This is a genomic window from Faecalibacterium sp. BIOML-A1, assembly GCF_009679715.1.
Classification (GTDB): domain Bacteria; phylum Bacillota; class Clostridia; order Oscillospirales; family Ruminococcaceae; genus Faecalibacterium; species Faecalibacterium taiwanense.
Genome location: NZ_WKZJ01000007.1, coordinates 18,024 through 37,264 on the forward strand (window position 1 = coordinate 18,024; position 19,241 = coordinate 37,264).

At 39.4% G+C, this 19,241-nt stretch carries 21 protein-coding genes; all 21 read left to right on the forward strand.

Annotation, left to right across the window (positions count from 1 at the left end; translation table 11 throughout):
• The first annotated feature begins 156 nt into the window (after positions 1-156).
• The 21 genes from GKG36_RS08930 (at position 157) to GKG36_RS09025 (ending at position 19,139) form a co-directional block, all read left to right on the forward strand.
• Positions 157-1,335, forward strand: coding sequence for a radical SAM protein (locus tag GKG36_RS08930; RefSeq protein WP_154260294.1), 1,179 nt, complete (start codon positions 157-159; stop codon positions 1,333-1,335).
• 13 nt (positions 1,336-1,348) lie between these two features.
• On the forward strand, positions 1,349-2,371 hold the full coding sequence (locus tag GKG36_RS08935; RefSeq protein ID WP_154260296.1) for a glycosyltransferase family 2 protein: 1,023 nt from the start codon (positions 1,349-1,351) through the stop codon (positions 2,369-2,371).
• Positions 2,371-3,357, forward strand: a complete 987-nt coding sequence (locus tag GKG36_RS08940; protein WP_154260298.1) for a glycosyltransferase family A protein — start codon at positions 2,371-2,373, stop codon at positions 3,355-3,357. Before GKG36_RS08935 ends, GKG36_RS08940 begins: the two co-directional genes overlap by 1 nt.
• Before the next feature lie 11 nt (positions 3,358-3,368).
• Positions 3,369-4,475 carry a polysaccharide pyruvyl transferase family protein gene (locus GKG36_RS08945; protein ID WP_154260299.1) on the forward strand — a complete coding sequence of 369 codons (1,107 nt, stop codon included), beginning with the start codon at positions 3,369-3,371 and terminating at the stop codon, positions 4,473-4,475.
• A 24-nt stretch (positions 4,476-4,499) separates the two neighbouring features.
• On the forward strand, positions 4,500-5,765 hold the full coding sequence (locus GKG36_RS08950; protein WP_154260301.1) for an O-antigen ligase family protein: 1,266 nt from the start codon (positions 4,500-4,502) through the stop codon (positions 5,763-5,765).
• 20 nt (positions 5,766-5,785) lie between these two features.
• Positions 5,786-6,658, forward strand: a complete 873-nt coding sequence (locus GKG36_RS08955) for a beta-1,6-N-acetylglucosaminyltransferase (protein ID WP_154260303.1) — start codon at positions 5,786-5,788, stop codon at positions 6,656-6,658.
• 13 nt (positions 6,659-6,671) lie between these two features.
• On the forward strand, positions 6,672-7,811 hold the full coding sequence (locus tag GKG36_RS08960; protein ID WP_154260304.1) for a polysaccharide pyruvyl transferase family protein: 1,140 nt from the start codon (positions 6,672-6,674) through the stop codon (positions 7,809-7,811).
• Between the two features lie 16 nt (positions 7,812-7,827).
• Complete coding sequence (locus GKG36_RS14835; RefSeq protein ID WP_243139060.1) at positions 7,828-8,574, forward strand: oligosaccharide flippase family protein; 747 nt, start codon at positions 7,828-7,830, stop codon at positions 8,572-8,574.
• 50 nt (positions 8,575-8,624) lie between these two features.
• On the forward strand, positions 8,625-9,275 hold the full coding sequence (locus GKG36_RS14840) for a polysaccharide biosynthesis C-terminal domain-containing protein (RefSeq protein WP_243139064.1): 651 nt from the start codon (positions 8,625-8,627) through the stop codon (positions 9,273-9,275).
• A gap of 137 nt (positions 9,276-9,412) precedes the next feature.
• Positions 9,413-10,429, forward strand: coding sequence for a Coenzyme F420 hydrogenase/dehydrogenase, beta subunit C-terminal domain (locus GKG36_RS08970; protein ID WP_154260306.1), 1,017 nt, complete (start codon positions 9,413-9,415; stop codon positions 10,427-10,429).
• Entirely contained in the window at positions 10,429-11,421 is a 993-nt protein-coding gene (locus GKG36_RS08975; protein ID WP_154260308.1) for a Coenzyme F420 hydrogenase/dehydrogenase, beta subunit C-terminal domain, read from the forward strand. Before GKG36_RS08970 ends, GKG36_RS08975 begins: the two co-directional genes overlap by 1 nt.
• Entirely contained in the window at positions 11,393-11,596 is a 204-nt protein-coding gene (locus tag GKG36_RS14975) for a 4Fe-4S dicluster domain-containing protein (RefSeq protein ID WP_173012935.1), read from the forward strand. Before GKG36_RS08975 ends, GKG36_RS14975 begins: the two co-directional genes overlap by 29 nt.
• Positions 11,597-11,605: 9 nt before the next feature.
• A complete protein-coding gene (locus tag GKG36_RS08985) occupies positions 11,606-12,508 on the forward strand; it encodes a sugar phosphate nucleotidyltransferase (protein ID WP_154260310.1) in 903 nt (300 codons plus the stop codon).
• Positions 12,509-12,514: 6 nt separating this feature from the next.
• Entirely contained in the window at positions 12,515-13,126 is a 612-nt protein-coding gene (locus GKG36_RS08990; RefSeq protein WP_154260311.1) for a VanZ family protein, read from the forward strand.
• Positions 13,127-13,268: 142 nt separating this feature from the next.
• Positions 13,269-13,997, forward strand: coding sequence for a class I SAM-dependent methyltransferase (locus GKG36_RS08995; protein WP_154260313.1), 729 nt, complete (start codon positions 13,269-13,271; stop codon positions 13,995-13,997).
• A 64-nt stretch (positions 13,998-14,061) separates the two neighbouring features.
• Positions 14,062-14,394 (forward strand): hypothetical protein, encoded by a 333-nt coding sequence (locus GKG36_RS09000; protein ID WP_154260315.1) that lies wholly within the window; start codon positions 14,062-14,064, stop codon positions 14,392-14,394.
• A gap of 125 nt (positions 14,395-14,519) precedes the next feature.
• Positions 14,520-14,903: a VOC family protein gene (locus GKG36_RS09005; protein ID WP_154260316.1), complete on the forward strand. Its 384-nt coding sequence runs from the start codon at positions 14,520-14,522 to the stop codon at positions 14,901-14,903.
• An 11-nt stretch (positions 14,904-14,914) separates the two neighbouring features.
• On the forward strand, positions 14,915-15,430 hold the full coding sequence (locus GKG36_RS09010) for a GNAT family N-acetyltransferase (RefSeq protein WP_154260318.1): 516 nt from the start codon (positions 14,915-14,917) through the stop codon (positions 15,428-15,430).
• Positions 15,431-15,433: 3 nt separating this feature from the next.
• Positions 15,434-16,228: a hypothetical protein gene (locus tag GKG36_RS14855; RefSeq protein WP_243139065.1), complete on the forward strand. Its 795-nt coding sequence runs from the start codon at positions 15,434-15,436 to the stop codon at positions 16,226-16,228.
• An 882-nt stretch (positions 16,229-17,110) separates the two neighbouring features.
• Positions 17,111-17,506, forward strand: coding sequence for a plasmid mobilization relaxosome protein MobC (gene mobC / locus GKG36_RS09020; RefSeq protein ID WP_154260319.1), 396 nt, complete (start codon positions 17,111-17,113; stop codon positions 17,504-17,506).
• Positions 17,478-19,139, forward strand: coding sequence for a relaxase/mobilization nuclease domain-containing protein (locus tag GKG36_RS09025; RefSeq protein WP_173012936.1), 1,662 nt, complete (start codon positions 17,478-17,480; stop codon positions 19,137-19,139). The genes mobC and GKG36_RS09025 overlap by 29 nt, the downstream gene beginning before the upstream one ends.
• Positions 19,140-19,241: the final 102 nt, after the last annotated feature.

The window sequence follows — 19,241 nt, forward strand, 5'->3', positions numbered from 1 at the left end:
AGTTACACTTAGTTCATCCATTTGGAAATGTTCTGCTGGCATATATCTTCACAGCGGTTGCAGTCATCTGCGGTTCGGTTGTGTTCTCGGTATGTGCCAAGTGGTTCTTAAATAAAATCGAAACATTCTTAAAAGAGAGAGTTAGGAGAGTTAATCATGTCTGAAGAAAAGAAGTTGAATGGTACTGTCATCGTTACTTACCGCTGCAATGCTCGTTGCTCCATGTGCAACCGATATAAAGCACCTTCCAAGCCGGAAGAAGAAATCAGCATTGAAACCATCAAGAAGCTGCCGAAGATGTATTTTACTAACATTACCGGTGGTGAGCCGTTCATCCGCACTGATCTGAAAGATATCGTGCGCGAACTGTACAAGAAGTCTGACCGTATCGTTATTTCTACGAACGGCTTCTTCACCGACCGTATCGTTGACCTGTGCAAGGAGTTCCCGCAGATTGGTATTCGTATCTCTATCGAAGGTTTGGAGCAGACCAACAACGAGATCCGTGGTCTGCAGAACGGCTACCAGCGCGGTTACGGCACGCTGAAGAAACTGCGTGAGATGGGTATGAAGGACGTTGGATTCGGTATGACCGTTCAGGACAAGAATGCTCCTGATCTGGTTCCTCTGTACAAGATCTCTGATGAGATGGGCATGGAGTTTGCAACTGCTTCCCTGCACAACAGCTTCTACTTCGTTGAGGCAAAGAACATCATCCACGACCGTCCGATGGTTGCTAAGAATTTCGAGAACCTGGTCAATGAACTGCTCCGCAGCAACAGCCCGAAGAAATGGTTCCGTGCATACTTTAACCACGGTCTGATTAACTACATCTACGGCCAGAAGCGTCTGCTGCCTTGCGATATGAGCTTCGATACCTTCTTCATCGACCCGTATGGCGATGTTATGCCTTGCAACGGCACCAAGGATAAAGAGGTCATGGGTAACCTGAACAATCAGACTTGGGACGAGCTGTGGAACAGCCCGGAAGCAGAGAAGGTTCGTGCAAAAGTTCGTTGCTGCGACCGTGACTGCTGGATGATTGGTAGTGTTTCTCCGGCAATGCACAAGTACATCTGGAAGCCTGCTACTTGGGTTCTGGTTCACAAGTTCAAGGCCCTGTTTACCAAGCATCCGTACAGCATGTACGAGTTAAAGATCTGCCGTGACTACCGTGATGGCAAAGTTACCAAAGAGGATCTGGATAAGTGCAGCACCTGCGATATGAACTGTGTGATCAACAACGGTCTGAGTGAGGCGAGCAAGGAGCAGTTGAAGCATAAGACTGGTGAGGAAATTGTGGATGCTGATATCGCACAGCAATTAAAAAATTAATGGAGATATAAGGATGAGTACAACATTTTCTGTAATAGTGCCAATTTATAAAGTGGAAAAGTATTTAAATAAATGCATTGACAGTATTCTAAAGCAAACATTTCAAGACTTTGAACTAATTTTGGTTGATGATGGATCACCAGATAAGTGTCCTAAAATCTGTGATGAATATGCGAAAAAAGATAAGAGAGTTCGTGTGATTCATAAGGAAAATGCTGGTCTTGTTGCGGCAAGAAATACAGGTATAAAAGAGGCAAAGGGTGATTATATTTGTTATGTTGATGGAGATGATTGGATATCAGAGAATCTTCTTCAGATTGTATGGAGCAAGGCAGTAAGTAAATATGATGTGGAAATGGTTGTGTATAGTGCGGTACGACAATTTACTGATACACAAGAACAAATTCCGAAGTCGGTTCCTGAAGGGCTGTATAACAAAGATAAATTGCGCTCAGATGTTTACCCGTATATGATGTATGATTCGCGCAAACCATTTTGTACGGGGCTTATTTTTCCAGTAGCTTGGAATAAAATATTTAAACGAGATTTTTTACTCAAACACTATTGCCAAGAGGAACGTATTCGCATGGGTGAAGATAACGCATTTGTGTTTGAATGCTTATATGCAGCCGAAAATGTCTTTTTCTGTGACGATATATTATATATTTATAACCAATTGAATGTTGAATCAATGGTTCATAGTTATGATCCCAATCGATTTGATAATAATAAGCTGTTAACAGACTACATTGAGCGGCGAATTGGAAAACGTGATCCGATAATTGATGAGCAGATTAATGCTTTTAAAGCATATTGGCTTATCATGGCAGTATTCCATGAGATAAAAAGCAAAAGAAAAATTACTGTTGCGAGTAAGCATATTCGACTGAAAATAAAGGAAACAGAGGTCTTAAAAGGAATAAAGTGTGATGGATTACCAAAATCGGCAAAAATGTATTTGATTCTGTTAAACATGCATCTGTATATTCCGGCATTGCTTGCAGCAAAACTCATAACAGTCATAAGGGGTAAATAATGGTGGATTCACAGATATTGTTAAGTATCATTATTCCTGCATTCAACGCTGAAAACTATATAGAAAAATGTATAAATAGAATAGTGCCACTTTTAGATTGTGATGTTGAATGCATTGTTGTGGATGATGGATCTACAGATAATACACTGAAACTACTAAGAAATATTTCGAATAATATAGTAAATATTAATATTATCTCGCAAAATAATACAGGGGTAAGTGGTGCACGTAATAACGCTTTAAAAAAGGCAAATGGGAAATATATTTGCTATATAGACATCGACGATGTTATCGATACTGGAACACTAAAAAAGGTGATTGAGTATCTAAGAAATAATGTATCTGAAGAACTAGTTGTTTTTCCACATTATGAAGGGAATGAAAGCAAAGGTTTCATTTTAAAGGAGCAGATACTTCATGAAGGAAAGAACACGGATTTGATGGAGTTATATAAAGCTACATTTAGACAGAAGCTTAACGAGCCGTGGAAAAAAATATTTCGAGCAGATATTTTACTCAACAATGACGTGAAGTTTCCTACAGATATGTATATGGGTGAGGACTTATGTATGTTTGTGGATTATCTGCAATACATTCATTGTTTCACATATATCAATCTTCCCTACTATTATTACTATAAAAATGATGACAGCGCATCTGCAATGATTAAGACTTCATTCATTGAACAGGAAATGAAGTTATATGCTTGTTTGGAAAATTTTATACAAAAACAGTCGCTGGATAGGATTTTAAGTCAAGAAAATGATCGTCTTCTATTACATAAAATCACACGGTATATAAAAGGTTTAGTAGATCATAACGTTTCAAAAAGAGATATTGAATTTGTAATAATTCAATCTGGAGCTGAAGATAGGCTAAAACAAATTGAATTCAATAATAAGGCAGATAAGATTAGAAAATGGCTTTTAGTTCATCGAAAGTATTACACACTGACAGTTATTTTAAAAATATTCAAAGGAAAGTAATGTGATAACAAATGAAAAGAATTGGAATATTAACTTTTCATAGGGCAATTAATTATGGAGCTTGTCTTCAAGCGTATGCTCTTAAAAAATATATAACAGATCAAGGAAATAAATGTGATATTATAGATTATCATTGCCCTGCTATTGAAGACTTCTACAATAGAGTATTTTTGTGGGAAGATAGTTTCAAGACTAAGATAAAAAAAGTTCTTACATGGTCGATTCAAAAAAAGAGAAATATAAGATTCAAACAATTTATTGAAAAGAATCTGTTAGATGCAAAATTTGGCGACGGATATAATAAAAATAATATCAGCGAGACTAACGAGCTATACGACTCTTTTATTACGGGAAGTGATCAAGTATGGAGCCCATTTTGTACAGGCGGGGATTTGACTTATTTCCTAGACTTTGTGAAGGACTCTATAAAATGCAATTCCTATGCAGCGTGTGTAGGTATTGCAAGTGATACATTTTTAAAGTCTCAAGAAGTTGTGAGTAATTTAAAGCGATTCAATCATATTTCAGTTCGTGAAGAGATTGCACAAAGAAAGCTCTCTTCTATATTGTCCGATGAAAATAGGGAAGGTATCAGTCTGGATCTGGATCCAACATTACTGTTGAGCGGCGAAGAGTGGAATAAGGTTGCAACTAATGTTACAGAGGAACATTATATTTTTGTTTATTCTTTGTCGATGCCAAATAAAGTTGTAGAATTTGCTAATAAATTGGCAAAAAGTAAACACGAAAAAATAATTTTTTGTACATTAGACAACTTGTTTGCTATGAAAAACAAGAACAATACAGTAAACCCTAGTCCAGAAGAGTTCTTAGGCTACATAAAAAATGCAGATTATGTAGTTACTAATTCATTTCATGGCACGGTTTTTTCCATTATTTTTAAAAAAGTTTTTTTTGTAATAAAAAACGTAAATCCGAATCATGATAATTCGAGATTGACTAATGTGCTTTCATTGCTTGGCTTAGAAAGCCAATTGGTAGATAGTTTTTTTTCGCCAGACAATCTTGAAGACATAGATTATTTGAATGTTGAACACAAGTTGGAAGCTATGAAGGAATTATCGAAAGCTTATATTAGCAGAATTATATCTGAGTAATATTTATTGGAAAGGAGGTCACATATGGTAAGCTTAAAAATTCAAAAAAGATCAGTATTAGTTTTGATTTTGACGCTTATTCTCTTTAGTGGGAATACAATTATCATTGGCTATCTAACACCGCTTTTATATTTAGTTGGGTTCTTTTCATTCATATGGGGAGATAGAAAACAAATAAGATCTAATAAATATACGAGTAGAATTATAGGGATATATTTGGCATGGCTTATATTTTTGATAATTAATACTGTACAATCATATGATTTTAGCGCCTCCAAAAGCATGATTCCGGTATTTATCATTGGCGGAGCTTTTTGCTTATTTTCGTGGAAAGAAACTACCGTTTATACTTACATCAATATGATAAGATTTTTTTGCCTTTTTTTCGCTGTTTCAATTTTGGTGGAGGTTATTGCACCGAATTTTATATTAGCTGTATCGAATGTCATTGCCCCAGGAAGAAGCTCTGTAATACAAAATGAGATATCTAGAGGCATCTATAGTGGTTTGACAGGTGAAAAAGCTAAAGCAGCATACACGATGGTAATAGGAATATGTGCAGAGTTATCTTTTTTTGTTTTTAATGACAAAAAATTGAATAAGAGTAATTACTTGCTTATCCTGCTTTATTTTTTAGCTACTATGCTAACGAGTAAGCGAATGTTGTGTGTTATTATTTTACTGGAAATTGGTGTCGCCCTTAAGCTGTTCGACTTTAAGGGTAAATCGGTAAAGATAATCTTAGGGGGAGCGATTGCACTAGTTGCTGTTTTTGTGATTACAATTACAATTCCACAAACCAGTAATATCGTAGACCGTTTTATGGAGGCTTCCGAAGATACATCCGCGGGTGGAAGATTGATGTTTTGGAATTACTGCATAGAAATGTTTAAAGATAAACCGATTATTGGATATGGAATTAATACATTTAATAAAGCCTTTTCTGATAATGTAGGATATGTGTATCAGGGCTCTCGCTGGAATATGTATGCTCATAGTATGTACTATGAATTGCTTGGAGAAACTGGCATTGTGGGGATTGTACTTTTTGGCTTTTTTATGCTTTATTCTTTAGTGTATTCATTAAGACTTTTTAGAAATTCCTGCTTGAGCAATGTGTGGAAAGGTTTGCTATGGTTTTCGATAAGCTTGCAAATTTTGTTTATTGTTTATGGGTATTCTGGAAATGTTCTCTATGATAAAGCACAGTTATTTACTTATTTGTCATCGATTTCGATGCTTATAGCAGTTAGCTATCATGCATTTAATGAAAAAGAGATTTTAATTTAGAGAAACGGAGGTATATCATAATGGGTCATGCCTATTTAGTAGCTGCGCATCACCAAATGCAGTTATTACAGATTCTTCTTCATCTGATTGATGACGAAAGAAATGAGATATATCTGCATGTGGATAAAAAGTGTAAAGAGTTTAAGGAAGAAGAATTTCGTCAGACAGTAAAAAAAGCAAAGATTCATTTTATTGAACGCAGGTCTGTTACTTGGGGTGGATATTCTCAGATTCAATTAGAATTGGATTTGCTTAAAGAAGCCACCAATACATACCACGATTATTATCATTTGATTTCAGGAGTGGATCTCCCATTGAAATCACAAAATGAGATTTATAATTTTTTTGAAATCCATAAAGGAATGCAGTTTGTTAGCTACGATTATAAGATGGATGTAGATGATGTGACGAATAGAATGGCTCAATACCGGTTGTTCCAAGATTTTTATGGAAATAAAAAAAATATTTTGTTTAAGCTGGATGCCCTTTTAATTAGAGTACAAAAGCTTCTAGGTATAAATAGAATAAAGCATATTTCTGAGTCAATAAAAAAAGGAGCTAATTGGTTTAGTATTACTCATGAGTTCGCCAGATATGTAATAAGTAAAGAAGAAGATATTCAAAAACAATACAGATTTACGCGCTGTTGTGATGAAGTGTTTTTGCAAACTTTGCTATATAACTCTTCATATTCCTCGAACATGTATTTTGATGATGACGCAAAAAGATACTACAATATGAGATATGTGGATTTTCAGAGAGGAAATCCGTATGTTTTCAGAATAGATGACAAAGGACTTTTAAATAGTAGAAAAGAAATTTTTGCAAGAAAGTTTGATTACGTGATTGATAAGGATATTATTTTTAACCTGCGTGATCGAATAACAAATTGAAAAGGAGATATATATGAACAAGAAAAAAATTGGCATTATCACATTTCATTCTTCTCATAATTGTGGTTCTATGTTACAAGCATATGCACTTCAGACAGTGCTTGAAAAACGATATGGTGCTGAAGTTGAAATTATTGACTTCTCTAATAAAGGATCGCGGAATTTATATGGGTTATTTGATTTTAGATTAAAAAGAAGTGCACTTAAGCACAATTTGCTTACAATCAGGCATTGGAAACTGGTTAATCAGTATCGAGGAGATTATATTAATTTTAAGGAAAAGTATTTACATACAACTGAGCGTCAATTTAGAAATCATAAGGAGCTAGAGTCTCTTGATGGAAAATATGATGTAATAATAGCTGGTGGAGATCAGGTTTGGAACGTATTATGCCCCGATGCAGATGATGCGTATTTCTTAGATTTTATTCATGACAGCAAAAAAGCTGCATATTCTCCTAGCCTTGGGGGAAACAACTTGAATGAAGTTGTAAAAGATACTCAAAAGTACAGAAGGCTATTGAATGAATTTGATTTTATTTCAGTTCGTGAACCTAATGGAAAAAAATGGCTTGATCAACTGATAGGAAGAGAAGTGCCAATTATAGCGGATCCAACGTTACTGTTGAGTCATGAAGAATGGCTGCAGAGCTTTAGTATTCCTCAAATGGATGAAAAATTTATTTTCAATTATGCTTTCTTCCATAATCGACCAGAGGCAAATGCTGCAATTCAGAAGATTTCAGAGAAAATGGGGATGCCAGTTTATGTGCTAGATAGTAAATCATGGGCTGCATATAGGTTGGACAAGTATGGTATTAAAAGATATAAAATGACTGGACCAATTGCATTCTTAACTTTGATGGAGAATGCGGAATGGGTCTTAACACAATCATTCCATGGAACTCTTTTTTCGGCAATGTTTCATAAGAATTTTTGGTCTTACAGGGCACCATCTGTTAACAAGCCGGGGGATGATCGGGCTATAGCGATTTTAAAACAGTTAGGACTGGCAGACAGATATCAGGTTATCGATGATTTGCCTAATCAGAATTTTACGAAAACTATTGATTATGCAAATACAGATGCTTTGATTTCTAAATTGAGAAGTGATGCTTTTTCTTATTTAGATAAAATTATGAATAGTATTTAATAGGTGAATTGCTTAGATGAAATCATTACAGAAAAATTTTTTATATAATGTTTTATATCAAATATTGCTAGTAATACTTCCGTTGATTACAGCGCCATATATTTCAAGAACATTAGGTGCGACTGCAGTAGGTGTATACTCCTATACATATTCAGTGGCATACTATTTTTTACTTATCGCAATGCTTGGAATTGGAAATCATGGAAATCGAAGTATAGCTGCGGTAAGAGACGATAGAAAAAAATTGAATAAGACGTTTAGTAGCATTTATTCTTTGCAGGTCATAACATTTTCAATCGCAATATTGGCATATGCAATTTATCTTGTTCTGTTTGTTAAAGATAATAGATTGATTGTTCTTCTGCAGTTAATTTATGTTACATCAGGACTGTTTGATATTGGATGGCTATTTTTCGGACTTGAACAATTTAAACTGACAGTTGCTAGAAATACGCTAATCAAGATTTCAACGGTTGTTTTAATGTTTGTTTTTGTTCATAAGCCTAGTGACTTATGGAAATATACATTAATAATGTCCGCTGGAACATTATTCAGTCAAGCATATCTGTGGCTATATGTTAAGAAATATGTTTCGTTTGAAAAATGCAGTGTTAAAGAAATCACTTCTAATATTAAGCCAGTGTTAATTTTATTTATACCGGTTCTAGCATATAGTATCTATAAGGTTATGGATAAAATTATGCTTGGGAATATGTCAAGTTACGATCAAGTGGGCTTTTATAATAACGCAGAAAAATTATAAATATTCCAATGGGAATAATTACAGCATTAGGCACGGTTATGTTACCGAGGATGTCTAATATTGTTGCAAATGGAGATAAGAAAAGGGTAGATGACTACATCAGAATATCCGCTAAACTCGTAACACTATTATCTTCGGCAATTGCTTTTGGATTGATGGGAGTTAGCAGCGTATTGGCACCTGTGTTTTTTGGTGATGAATTTATAGCTTGTGGGGAAATAATTAGATTATTATCTGTTACAGTGTTTTTTATTGCCTGGGCAAATGTAATACGGACACAGTATTTAATCCCAAACAAAAGAGATAGTATTTATTTGACTTCGACAATGGTAGGGGCAATTTTGAATCTCATTATAAATTGGATGTTAATCCCTAAATATCAGGCAAATGGGGCAGCATTTGGCACTATTGTTGCTGAATTTTCTGTAATGCTAGTTCAAATGGTTGCGGTTAAAAATGAACTTCCAATGCGCAAGTATATTATGTCGTACTCTCCTATACTAATTAATGGATTAATTATGGCAGTATTAGTGGATAGGATTGGGATTAAACTTGGCGTAAGTGTCTCAACTCTAGCGATTCAAATTCTTGCTGGAGGATTCTTTTTTTGCATAGCGACAATTGCTTATTTGCGAATTAGCAACGATGAAATGTGGAGACTGGGACTTGATTCGATTAAAAAAAGAAAAAAGAGTAGTTGAAAATAATTGTTTGGTTGATGGAATTGCGGTAGAGAATAATTGTAATATATGTCATTCTAAACTGAATTGAATTTTAAAAAGTTGAACATTATTGAAATCTGCATGTGTTTTGTGCGTTGCTAGTAAGGGGGGATATCATGAAAACGAATGTTGAGCTAATAAGTACAAGGGTTTATGCCGGACGATTAAAAGATAGGGAAAACCTAAATAATAGTTCCTCTGGTGGTGCGTTTACCGCACTTTCTGATTTCTTTTTGAAAAATGGCAATGCTGTGGTTGCGGCTATCTATAACTATGAGAACCACACGACAGAATTCCAGATGATTCTAGATAAAGATCAGCGTGAAAGAGCAAAAGGGTCGAAATATATGCAGAGTAAACCAGGCGGCATTTTCCGGGAAGCCTATCGCTGGTTGATGGATAATTCGGGGAAGAAAATGCTCTTTGTCGGCATGGGCTGTCAATCAGATGGCTTTCGGAAATTCAGCGAAATAAAAGAAATCCGAGACAGAGTGTATATAGTAGACATTATTTGTCATGGCTCCCCAAGCCCGAAGTTGTGGAGAGAATATGCTGAATCCGTTCAGAAGAAAGATGGAAAGATAACATTCCTCACATTCAAAGATAAACGCAATGGCTGGAAATCTCCAACAGCTTATGTGAAGGTCAATGGGGAGGAAAAGTCAATCAAGGATTATGTTAAAGTGTTTTATAACCGGTGTGCGTTACGGCCCTCTTGCTATGAATGCCCTTATGCGACTACAGAAAGAAAAACAGATATGACTATAGGTGACTTCTGGCATATCGAGGAGACCATTCCGGATTTCTATGATTCTAATGGTAATTCGTTATTCTTGATTCATACGAACCGAGGAGAAGAATTATTTGAAAAGATTCAAAGTGAGTTGGATTATAGATCAAGTAATACAACACAATGCTGGCAGGCAAATCTTGAAGCTCCGACCCAAAAGTCTGAACAAAGAGAAGAATTCTGGAATGATTATAAGAAGAAAGGAATTGATTTCGTGATGAAGAAATATGGGTCAGTTCCAGTGAAAACAAAAATTAAGAATAAACTCCTCAAAATAATGGGGGGGGGGTACACAGAAGGTAGTACCTATTATGCTGATTACTCCGAAAGGAGGGCAGCATAATGAACTGGAAGCAGCCTAAAGTATATGCAGTAAAACATAAGGATGAAATGACAAGAGCAGCTTCCAGATCAGGTGGTATTTTTACAGCTCTTTCGGATCAGGTTTTATCCAACGGTGGTGTGGTCTATGGTTGTGTTTTGACGGAAGAATTTGATGCCGTACATATTCGCACTGATAATGCGGAAGATCGTAATCGAATGCGAGGCTCAAAATATATCCAGAGTAAACTAGGTGATACATTTAAAAGTGTCAAAACAGATCTCGATGCTAAGAAAAGTGTACTTTTTTCTGGAACTTCCTGTCAGGTAGCAGGATTGAAAAAATACATTGGAAAAGAGTATGATAATTTGTTCTGCGTGGATATTGTCTGTCACGGAGTACCAAGCAAAAAAATATGGGAGGCATACCTGCGTTGGCAAGAGCAGAAAATGCACTCTAAAGTTGCAAGTGTGGACTTCCGAAATAAGAAAGACTTTGGATGGCATGATCATGTAGAAACACTTTGTTTTGAAAATGGAAAGTCTACGAGTAGTCGGGTATTCAAGGAACTTTTCTACGGGCATACCATTCTGCGGCCGAGTTGCTATGAATGTCCCTATAAGTCTGTAATGCATCCAGGAGATATTACAATTGCAGATTACTGGGGGATCGAGAAAGCCGCACCAGAGTTTGATGATAACAAGGGCGTTTCATTAGTGCTAGTAAATAATGAGGCTGGAGAAAAAATCTTCGAAAAAGTAAAAAAGAGACTGATTTGGAAGCAGACAAAGCTAGAGGACAGTATGCAGCCGCCTCTTAAAGCTCCATTTCCAAAACCAGATAATAGAGAGCAGTTCTGGAGTGACTTTAAAAATAAATCGTTTGAGTATGTTGCCAAGAAATACGGTGGCATCGGACTAAAAAATGATGCTAAGTTGCTTTTGAGAAAGATTAAGAGAAAAATCAAAAAGTTGGTGGTAAAAGGTGGAAAGAGAGATTCCAATATTATATAAAAGAAAAGAAGAATGCTGTGGATGTACGGCTTGTTATGCCATCTGTCCGAAAGAGGCTATTTCTATGGTCGAGGACGAAGAAGGCTTTGAATATCCAAAGATTGATGAGAATAAATGTGTTCATTGTTATCAGTGTATCAAGGTATGTCCAATCAAAGCGGCAAGAGCACAGTGAGGAGGAATCATGAAAACAACATTACTTATCATGGCAGCCGGAATCGGCAGTCGCTTCGGAACGGGTATTAAGCAGTTGGAGCCCGTGGATGCTTCTAATCACATTATCATGGATTACTCGATCCATGATGCAATCGAAGCCGGATTCAATCATGTAGTATTTATCATCCGCAAGGATATCGAGAAAGAGTTTAAAGAGGTCATTGGTGACCGCATTGCCTCCATTTGCTCTTCTCATAATGTAACTGTTGACTATGCTTTCCAGGATATCAACGATATTCCGGGAACTTTACCGGAAGGTCGGACAAAACCGTGGGGAACTGGACAGGCTGTGCTTGCTGCTAAAAATGTGATTGATACACCGTTCATCGTCATTAATGCAGATGATTATTATGGCAAGGAAGGCTTTAAGTCAGTCCATGAGTATCTGGTAAATGGCGGTAAGTCCTGCATGGCGGGCTTTGTGCTGAAGAACACCCTGTCTGATAATGGTGGTGTGACTCGTGGCATCTGCAAGATGGATGAGCAGAATAATCTGACTGAGGTTGTGGAGACAAAGAACATTGTAAAGACTGTGACTGGAGCAGATGCAGACGGAGTGGCTGTGGATGTGAATTCTCTGGTCTCCATGAATATGTGGGGCTTGACTCCTGATTTCTTGGACGTGCTGGAGGAAGGTTTCAAAGAGTTCTTTGAGAAAGAAGTTCCGGGCAATCCGCTGAAAGCAGAGTATCTGATCCCTATCTTCATCGGCGAACTGCTGGAGCAGGGAAAGATGTCTGTGAAGGTTCTGAAGACCAACGACACCTGGTACGGAATGACCTACCATGAGGACGTTGCAGCAGTAAAGGACAGTTTCAAGAAGATGTTGGGGAACGGCGTGTATAAGGCCGATCTGTTTAGTGATCTGTAAACAGCGATGAAAGAAACGATTGATTTACTCGGGAAGATTATCACAAACATCCTGACTGCTCTGTATGAGCCGTTTGGGTTTTCGCTTCTACTTTCCTTCCTAGCCATGTTTTTCTACTTGTATGCGTATGAGCCAATGCATGCTGGCAAAGGCTGGAAGAATGCCATAGTGACATGGTATCAGAAGTTCAAGGAGAGTGTATTCTTTCGGAAACTGTTCTTCCTGGCCTTTGTGACATCGATGATTCTGTTTAGAACACTGCTAAACCGGAACTTGTGGATGAATCCATTGTCCGATGTTATGGGTGGCTGGGGCATCTGGGAGACAGTGAATGGCGAACAAAAGTTGACAACTGAGTGCATCGAGAACGTGATCATGATGGTGCCGTTCTCAGCAGTGGTGATGTGGACATTCGAAGATAAGATAGGAAACGGCTGGAAGAAGATACTGTGCTATAGCGGAAAGATAGCATTTATCTTTTCGGTGAGCATTGAGATGCTGCAGTTATTACTTCGCTTGGGTACGTTCCAACTATCGGACATTTTCTATAACACAGTCGGCGGATTGCTCGGCGGATTGATGTATTGCGCGGTGATGAAGGCAAGAAAGCGTCTGTAAAACTGGATAAAATTGTGATATACTGGGAGCGGTAGCTCCCTACGCTGCTCGGATAATCACACACCTCTTCGTGGTGAGCAGCAGGCAACGATCTTATGGTCGGCGAAGATGTGATGAACTATTCTTAGGAGACAAGCTGGAAATGAACAGTACGCAGAATGATAAAATAGTATATGCGGATGAATGGAATGTGAGTTCGCAGTATTTTTATAAAAATGAATATTACAATTGGATGGCAGATAATATTACGGGACACAAAAAAGTTTTGGAAATAGGCTGTGGAACAGGATATAGTACATTAGCATTGCTTGAAAAAGGCTTTGACGTTATAGCCATTGAAAAAAATGAAGAATGCATTCGAAAGGCTGAACAGCTTGTATCTAAAAGCGGATATTTTGATTCCAAGGTTGTCTTTTTACAAGGGGATATTGCGGAGGAAACATTTAGAAATAATATTCTTGAGCAATATGACTTCGATATAGTAATATGCTGGAATATCGGTTCGTATTGGAATCGAGAGATGATGACATATTATTTGCCACATATGATAGAGTATGGATTAGATATTCAACAGATTCGATCAAATCCAGAATCATCTTATGCAGAGTTGATAGTATGGTATGCGTGTAAAGTAGCAAAAGAAAAAAATGTATCTGTTAATATCGTGGATCGATGCGGTGAACAATTAAATGAGCACAATGATCCATACTATAAATGTCTGAAAGATGAATTTTCTTTTGTGAAAATTGAATATAAGAACAAAGAAGGTAAGTCACTTTCAAAAGGTGGAAGAGTGCTTACGACTAATGGGCAGGCTAGTTTTGAATCGGTAATGGATATTGTATTCGTTTCTATTTTATTGAATAACTAATATTCCCCTCACCCCAACACAGTGCTATACTTAAACAACTATAAAAGGAAAGAGGTTATCATCTATGCCCAGAACGAAAGGCAGCAAAAACCGTCCCAAAACCAATATCACCAAAGACTACGCATCCCAGATCGCGGAGAAGCAGGAATCTATCACTTCCCTGACTGCTGAGATCGCATCCATCACCGCAAACATTGACACTTTGAAGGCTGACCTGAAAGAGAAGAAGACTGCTCTGAAGAAGACCGAAAAAGAAGTGGCATCCCTAGAGGCAAAAAAGGCGAAGGCAGACGCGAAGGCCGCTGAGGAGGCTAAGAAGACCGAGGCAGAGGCTGTGCTGAAGAAGTTGCTGGCAAGTGGCATGAGCGCGGACGAGATTCTGGAAAAGCTGAAATAAACAAGAAAACCATTAACAAAAATAAATGCCGTGTGGACAAACTGAACTCCAGGAGTTCACTCGGTATTTTTTGAAGGTTGATATATAGTTTGTAACGAAAATAGAAGAAATGGAGCGTAAGCAAAATGAATTTATCAAAAATACACCACATTGCAATCATCGTATCTGACTACGAAGCCGCAAAGGATTTCTATGTGAACAAGCTGGGCTTCTCGGTCATCAGAGAAAACTATCGCTCAGAGCGTAAAGACTGGAAGCTGGATCTGCGTGTTAATGAACACACGGAGTTGGAAATTTTCGCCGAGGAAAACCCGCCGAAGCGTGTGAACCGCCCGGAAGCCTGCGGGTTGCGTCACCTTTCGTTCTGCGTTGATAGCGTGGAACAGACAGTGAATGAACTTGCGGGGGTAGGGATTGAATGTGAGCCGATTCGGGTAGACGATTATACTGACAAGAAGATGACTTTCTTCCATGACCCGGACGGACTGCCGCTGGAACTGCACGAGTAAAGGGGGACAAAATGATATTCCGTAAGGCAGAAAAAGAAGATTTTTACAAAATAAGATCCCTGTACTGGAACTTGATTGATCAGGAGCAAAATGATCCGTCATTTCCACATTGGAAGAAAGGAATCCACCCATCTGATGAGATGATACAGAACAGTATTGATAGGGAAGAACTGTATGTGTTGGCAGATGGTGGTGATATTGCAGCGTGTGTCATAGCAAACGCTGAAAAGGTCGATGGCTATTCAGATGCGCCGTGGCAGATTGATTCGGATGAGGTAATTGTTCTTCATGTTTTGGCAGTTCATCCGAATCATCGCGGAAAAGGACTGGCGCGGAGATTAGTAGAGAATGTAATTGAACAGGAAAGAAAAGTTGGTAAGAAGGCATTGCGACTTGATGTGATCGAGAACAACACAACAGCCGAAAAGCTGTATCAGAAACTGGGCTTTCAATATATCCAGACCAAGACACTTTATTATGATGTGGTAGGTGAGATGACGTTCAAATTGTATGAACTGGTGCTATGAGCTATGGGAGAGAAAAGAAAGTATAAGCCCCGGAAACCAGGCGGCGGACGGAAAAAGTTAAAGCCTGAATACGATGCCGGCAAGAATCTGAAAGAGCAGATGGATGCGGCTGTGGCGCTTTATGAGGAGGACTGCTCCCTCCGATCCATCGCAGATGAGCTGACTCTGAATCCAATCAAAGTAAGAAAGCTGCTCATCACGGCTGGTGTGTATGAATCGGAAGTGGCGGAGAAGGTACAGGATACCTTTGAGGAGTATCGAGAAACAGAGAACTATAAAGAAGCCATCCTCTCAACCGCAAATACTCTTCAACTCTCCAAAGCCTCCGTCACATCGTACCTGCCCTATGAAAAAGGTGTGTACTTCCCAAGCACAACAGATAAAGAGAAAATCAGCGTAGGAGCAGAGCGGCAGCGGAGATACAGAGCGGTAAGAAAACTGAGAACCGAGCCGACAGAAGAGCATCTGTGGGAAGTGGTTCTTCTTTATGCTGGTGTGCGTTTCAAAACGTACTCGGGTTTACCCTTTACCTACGAAATACGAAAAGGTCGGAATGGACAATACACAAAGGAACTGTGGATCGATCGTAGAGAAAACAGTAAAAGCCTGGCGTGGAGTTCTGTGTTGCTGGCTCTGGGCAATATTAAAAAGGTAGGAGAAGTAGTTGAACGACCGAAAGCTCTGGGCGACATCCGGGGTGTGACTTACATCTACGGGATGTTCTATCGGTTCGGACTGATCGATGTGTCGGATGAAGCGAAAGAAAAGATGAAGAAAGCGTTTAATAAATCGTCCTGACACGGATGTGTCAAGGTTGCCCGTGTAGGAACATCGTTAACAGTTACACAACGTTAAAATAGCAATATGTCCACGATGAACAGGCACACCACCTGCTTATCGTGGGCATTTCGTTTTATACAGTGTCTTTATGAATGACGGTAAGGTTCGATTTTGAACTTTGCCGTTTTTCTTTTTGTCCAAATTTGTGAAATTTTCAAAACTGTATTCAAAAACGGCTCTGAGGATTCCTATTAGTGTAGGGGCTTTTAAAATCTTTCGTAAAACGGCTTTCCTATAGTTCTATAAGTGGGAAATAAACAAAATCTATATTCTAAAATTAGGCAGTTCAACAAAATTTGAAAAACTGGTTGCAAAACACCCCTTTTAGAATGTTATAGGTAGAGGGGAACGTTGGAAAAATGAATTTTCTTTGAACTTTCAAAAGACCCGGTTTAAAAACACCCCTTAAAGTTTGTATAGGGTATAGGAAGTGTTTTCAAAAGTAAGCCAATTCGCTACGGTATCACTGATGAAATTCCCCGATTCCTTACAAAGTCACATCGCACCTTGAAAATCGCATGAGCCACCCCAGCAGGATACCTCTGGTACTGAATGTGCATTCTGCACGTCTTACCGGAAAATACGCCGGAGAAAATCGGGCAGGAACGGGCCGGGACAGAGTGGACGGTAGTTAAGAGCAAGATTCGCCTTTGTATACGAAAACGCCACTACGGGCGGTTTCTTCACGGCGGCATCTTGATGGGGATTGCGCTCCCCATACCCTCACATCGTGCAAAATTACATGATTTTGCCTTTTGGTGGCCTGCCGCAGCAGGTCACAGCCGGAGTGCAGACGCACTGCCGGGAAAATCAAACTCTTGATTTTGGAAAGGAGACCTCATGCCACAAACGAAGAAAAAAGTGAAATCTATCGTAAAGACAAAAGTAATCTCCGCACGAGTTACAGAAGTAGTACATGAACTTTTACACCGGCAGGCAGAAGATGCCGGAATGACCCTCTCTGAATTTGCAGCGCAGATGCTGATGAAAGGCCGCGTGAATACCTCGTATGTGTTCTATGTCCACCCGGACGAGATCGAAGCCATCACACGGGAGTTTGCCGCCATCGGGAACAACCTGAACCAGATCGCGGCGTTCTTCAACAGTGGCGGTATCCAGTCGCGTGCAATGCTCGAAAATATCAACCATGCGATTTCCTGTATTTTTGAAATGCGGGAGCAGGTCGCAGAAATGGCAGGAAAGAACTATGGCAATCTTAAAGCATATCGCAAGTAAGAGTTCCAACTATGGTGCTGCACTGGAATACCTGATTTTCAAGCATGATGAGCTTCGGAAAGCTCCGATCCTTGATCAAAACGGAAATCGTATCATGCGGGATGAGTTTTATTTGGACGGTCTGAATTGTGAACCCTATTCCTTTGATGCGGCCTGCCAGCAGTTGAACCGTGAATACCAGAAAAACAAAAATAAGGATGAAATCAAAAGCCACCATTACATTATCAGCTTTGATCCACGGGATAGTACAGAAAATTGTTTGACGGGAAAACGGGCACAGGAGCTTGGAATGGAATATGCAAAAGCAAACTTTCCGGGACATCAGGCTTTGGTCTGTACGCACATGGACGGGCACAATGGCAGCGGAAACATTCATGTGCATATCGTAATCAACAGTTTGCGAAAACTGGATGTGCCCCAGCAGCCCTTTATGGAGCGCCCTATCGACTGCAAGGCAGGGTACAAGCACCATGTGACGAACGAGTATCTAAAGCACCTGCAGAAATCCCTTATGGATTTGTGCAACCGCGAATTTCTGTATCAGGTCGATTTGCTGTCACCATCCAGAACGGGTGTGACCGAAGCAGAGTATTGGGCACAGCGGCGGCTGGATGAGAGAAAGCAGGAAATCGAAAGGGAAGGATTTACACCCAACCCGACAAAGTTTCAAACGCAGAAACAACTTATCCGGGATGCCGTTGCCGCCGCCCGTGAGAAAGCAATCTCGTATGAAGATTTTCAAGACATCCTGCAGGATGAATATGACGTTTTCGTCAAAACACAACGTGGGCGTTATAGCTATCTGCCGCCGGAACGGAACAAGTTCATATCGGAGCGTTCTCTGGGAGAAAGCTGCAAAAGAGAATGTCTGGAAGGATTCTTTGTTCAGAACGCCGAGAAGAATCTGCGGTACAAGGAAGACCCCATACTGATCTTTACGACCAGAACCAGGCTGCGGCTCGTTGTGAACCTGCAGGAGAATGTTAAGGCACAGGAAAATCTGGCCTATGCACTAAAGGTCAAAATCAGCAATTTGCAGAAAATGGCTGAAACGCTGGTATGGGTGCAGGAAAACAACATCAACGACCTGACGGAACTGAACGATCTGTGTAAGACAGCACAGGCTAATGCGCAGGCAGCGTATGAGCGGCTGTCACAGGCAGAGGATGAACTGTACAAAACCAATGAACAGATTCATTATGCGGGGCAGTACCTTTCTACAAAAGAGGTCCAGCAGCAATTTGGGAAAGCAATTTTTAAGAAAAAATTCCGTGCAGAGCATTCCAGGGAACTGGATGCCTATGCAGAATCCGTGAAATATTTCCGGGAAGAAAACGATGGAAAGCTGCCATCGCTGAAATCCTTGAAAAAACGGAAGGAAGAACTGACCAAAGAAATTGCGGAGAGGAAAAAGGCATATGCTCCCTTGAAAGAAGAATCTCGGCGTCTGGAAATTGCATCGGATAATGTGTACAGCATCTTCCGAAAAACCAATGAGATGAAATCCGACCTTGCATGGAAACGCGAGTGGGAGGCCAAAGTCCGCGAAAAGGCAAGGCAGGAGCAGGCTCGACAGGAACAGCGAGAGCGTCAACCGAAACGCAAGAAGCGCAGCTACGATATGAGCTTGTAAATCAGCAGGGTCTTCCACCCCGCACCCCGGAACCCTGCCGGATGCGTAAGCCTGTGCAGGGCTTTCCCATTCGGCAGGGACTTTTGAAAACGACTAGGAGGA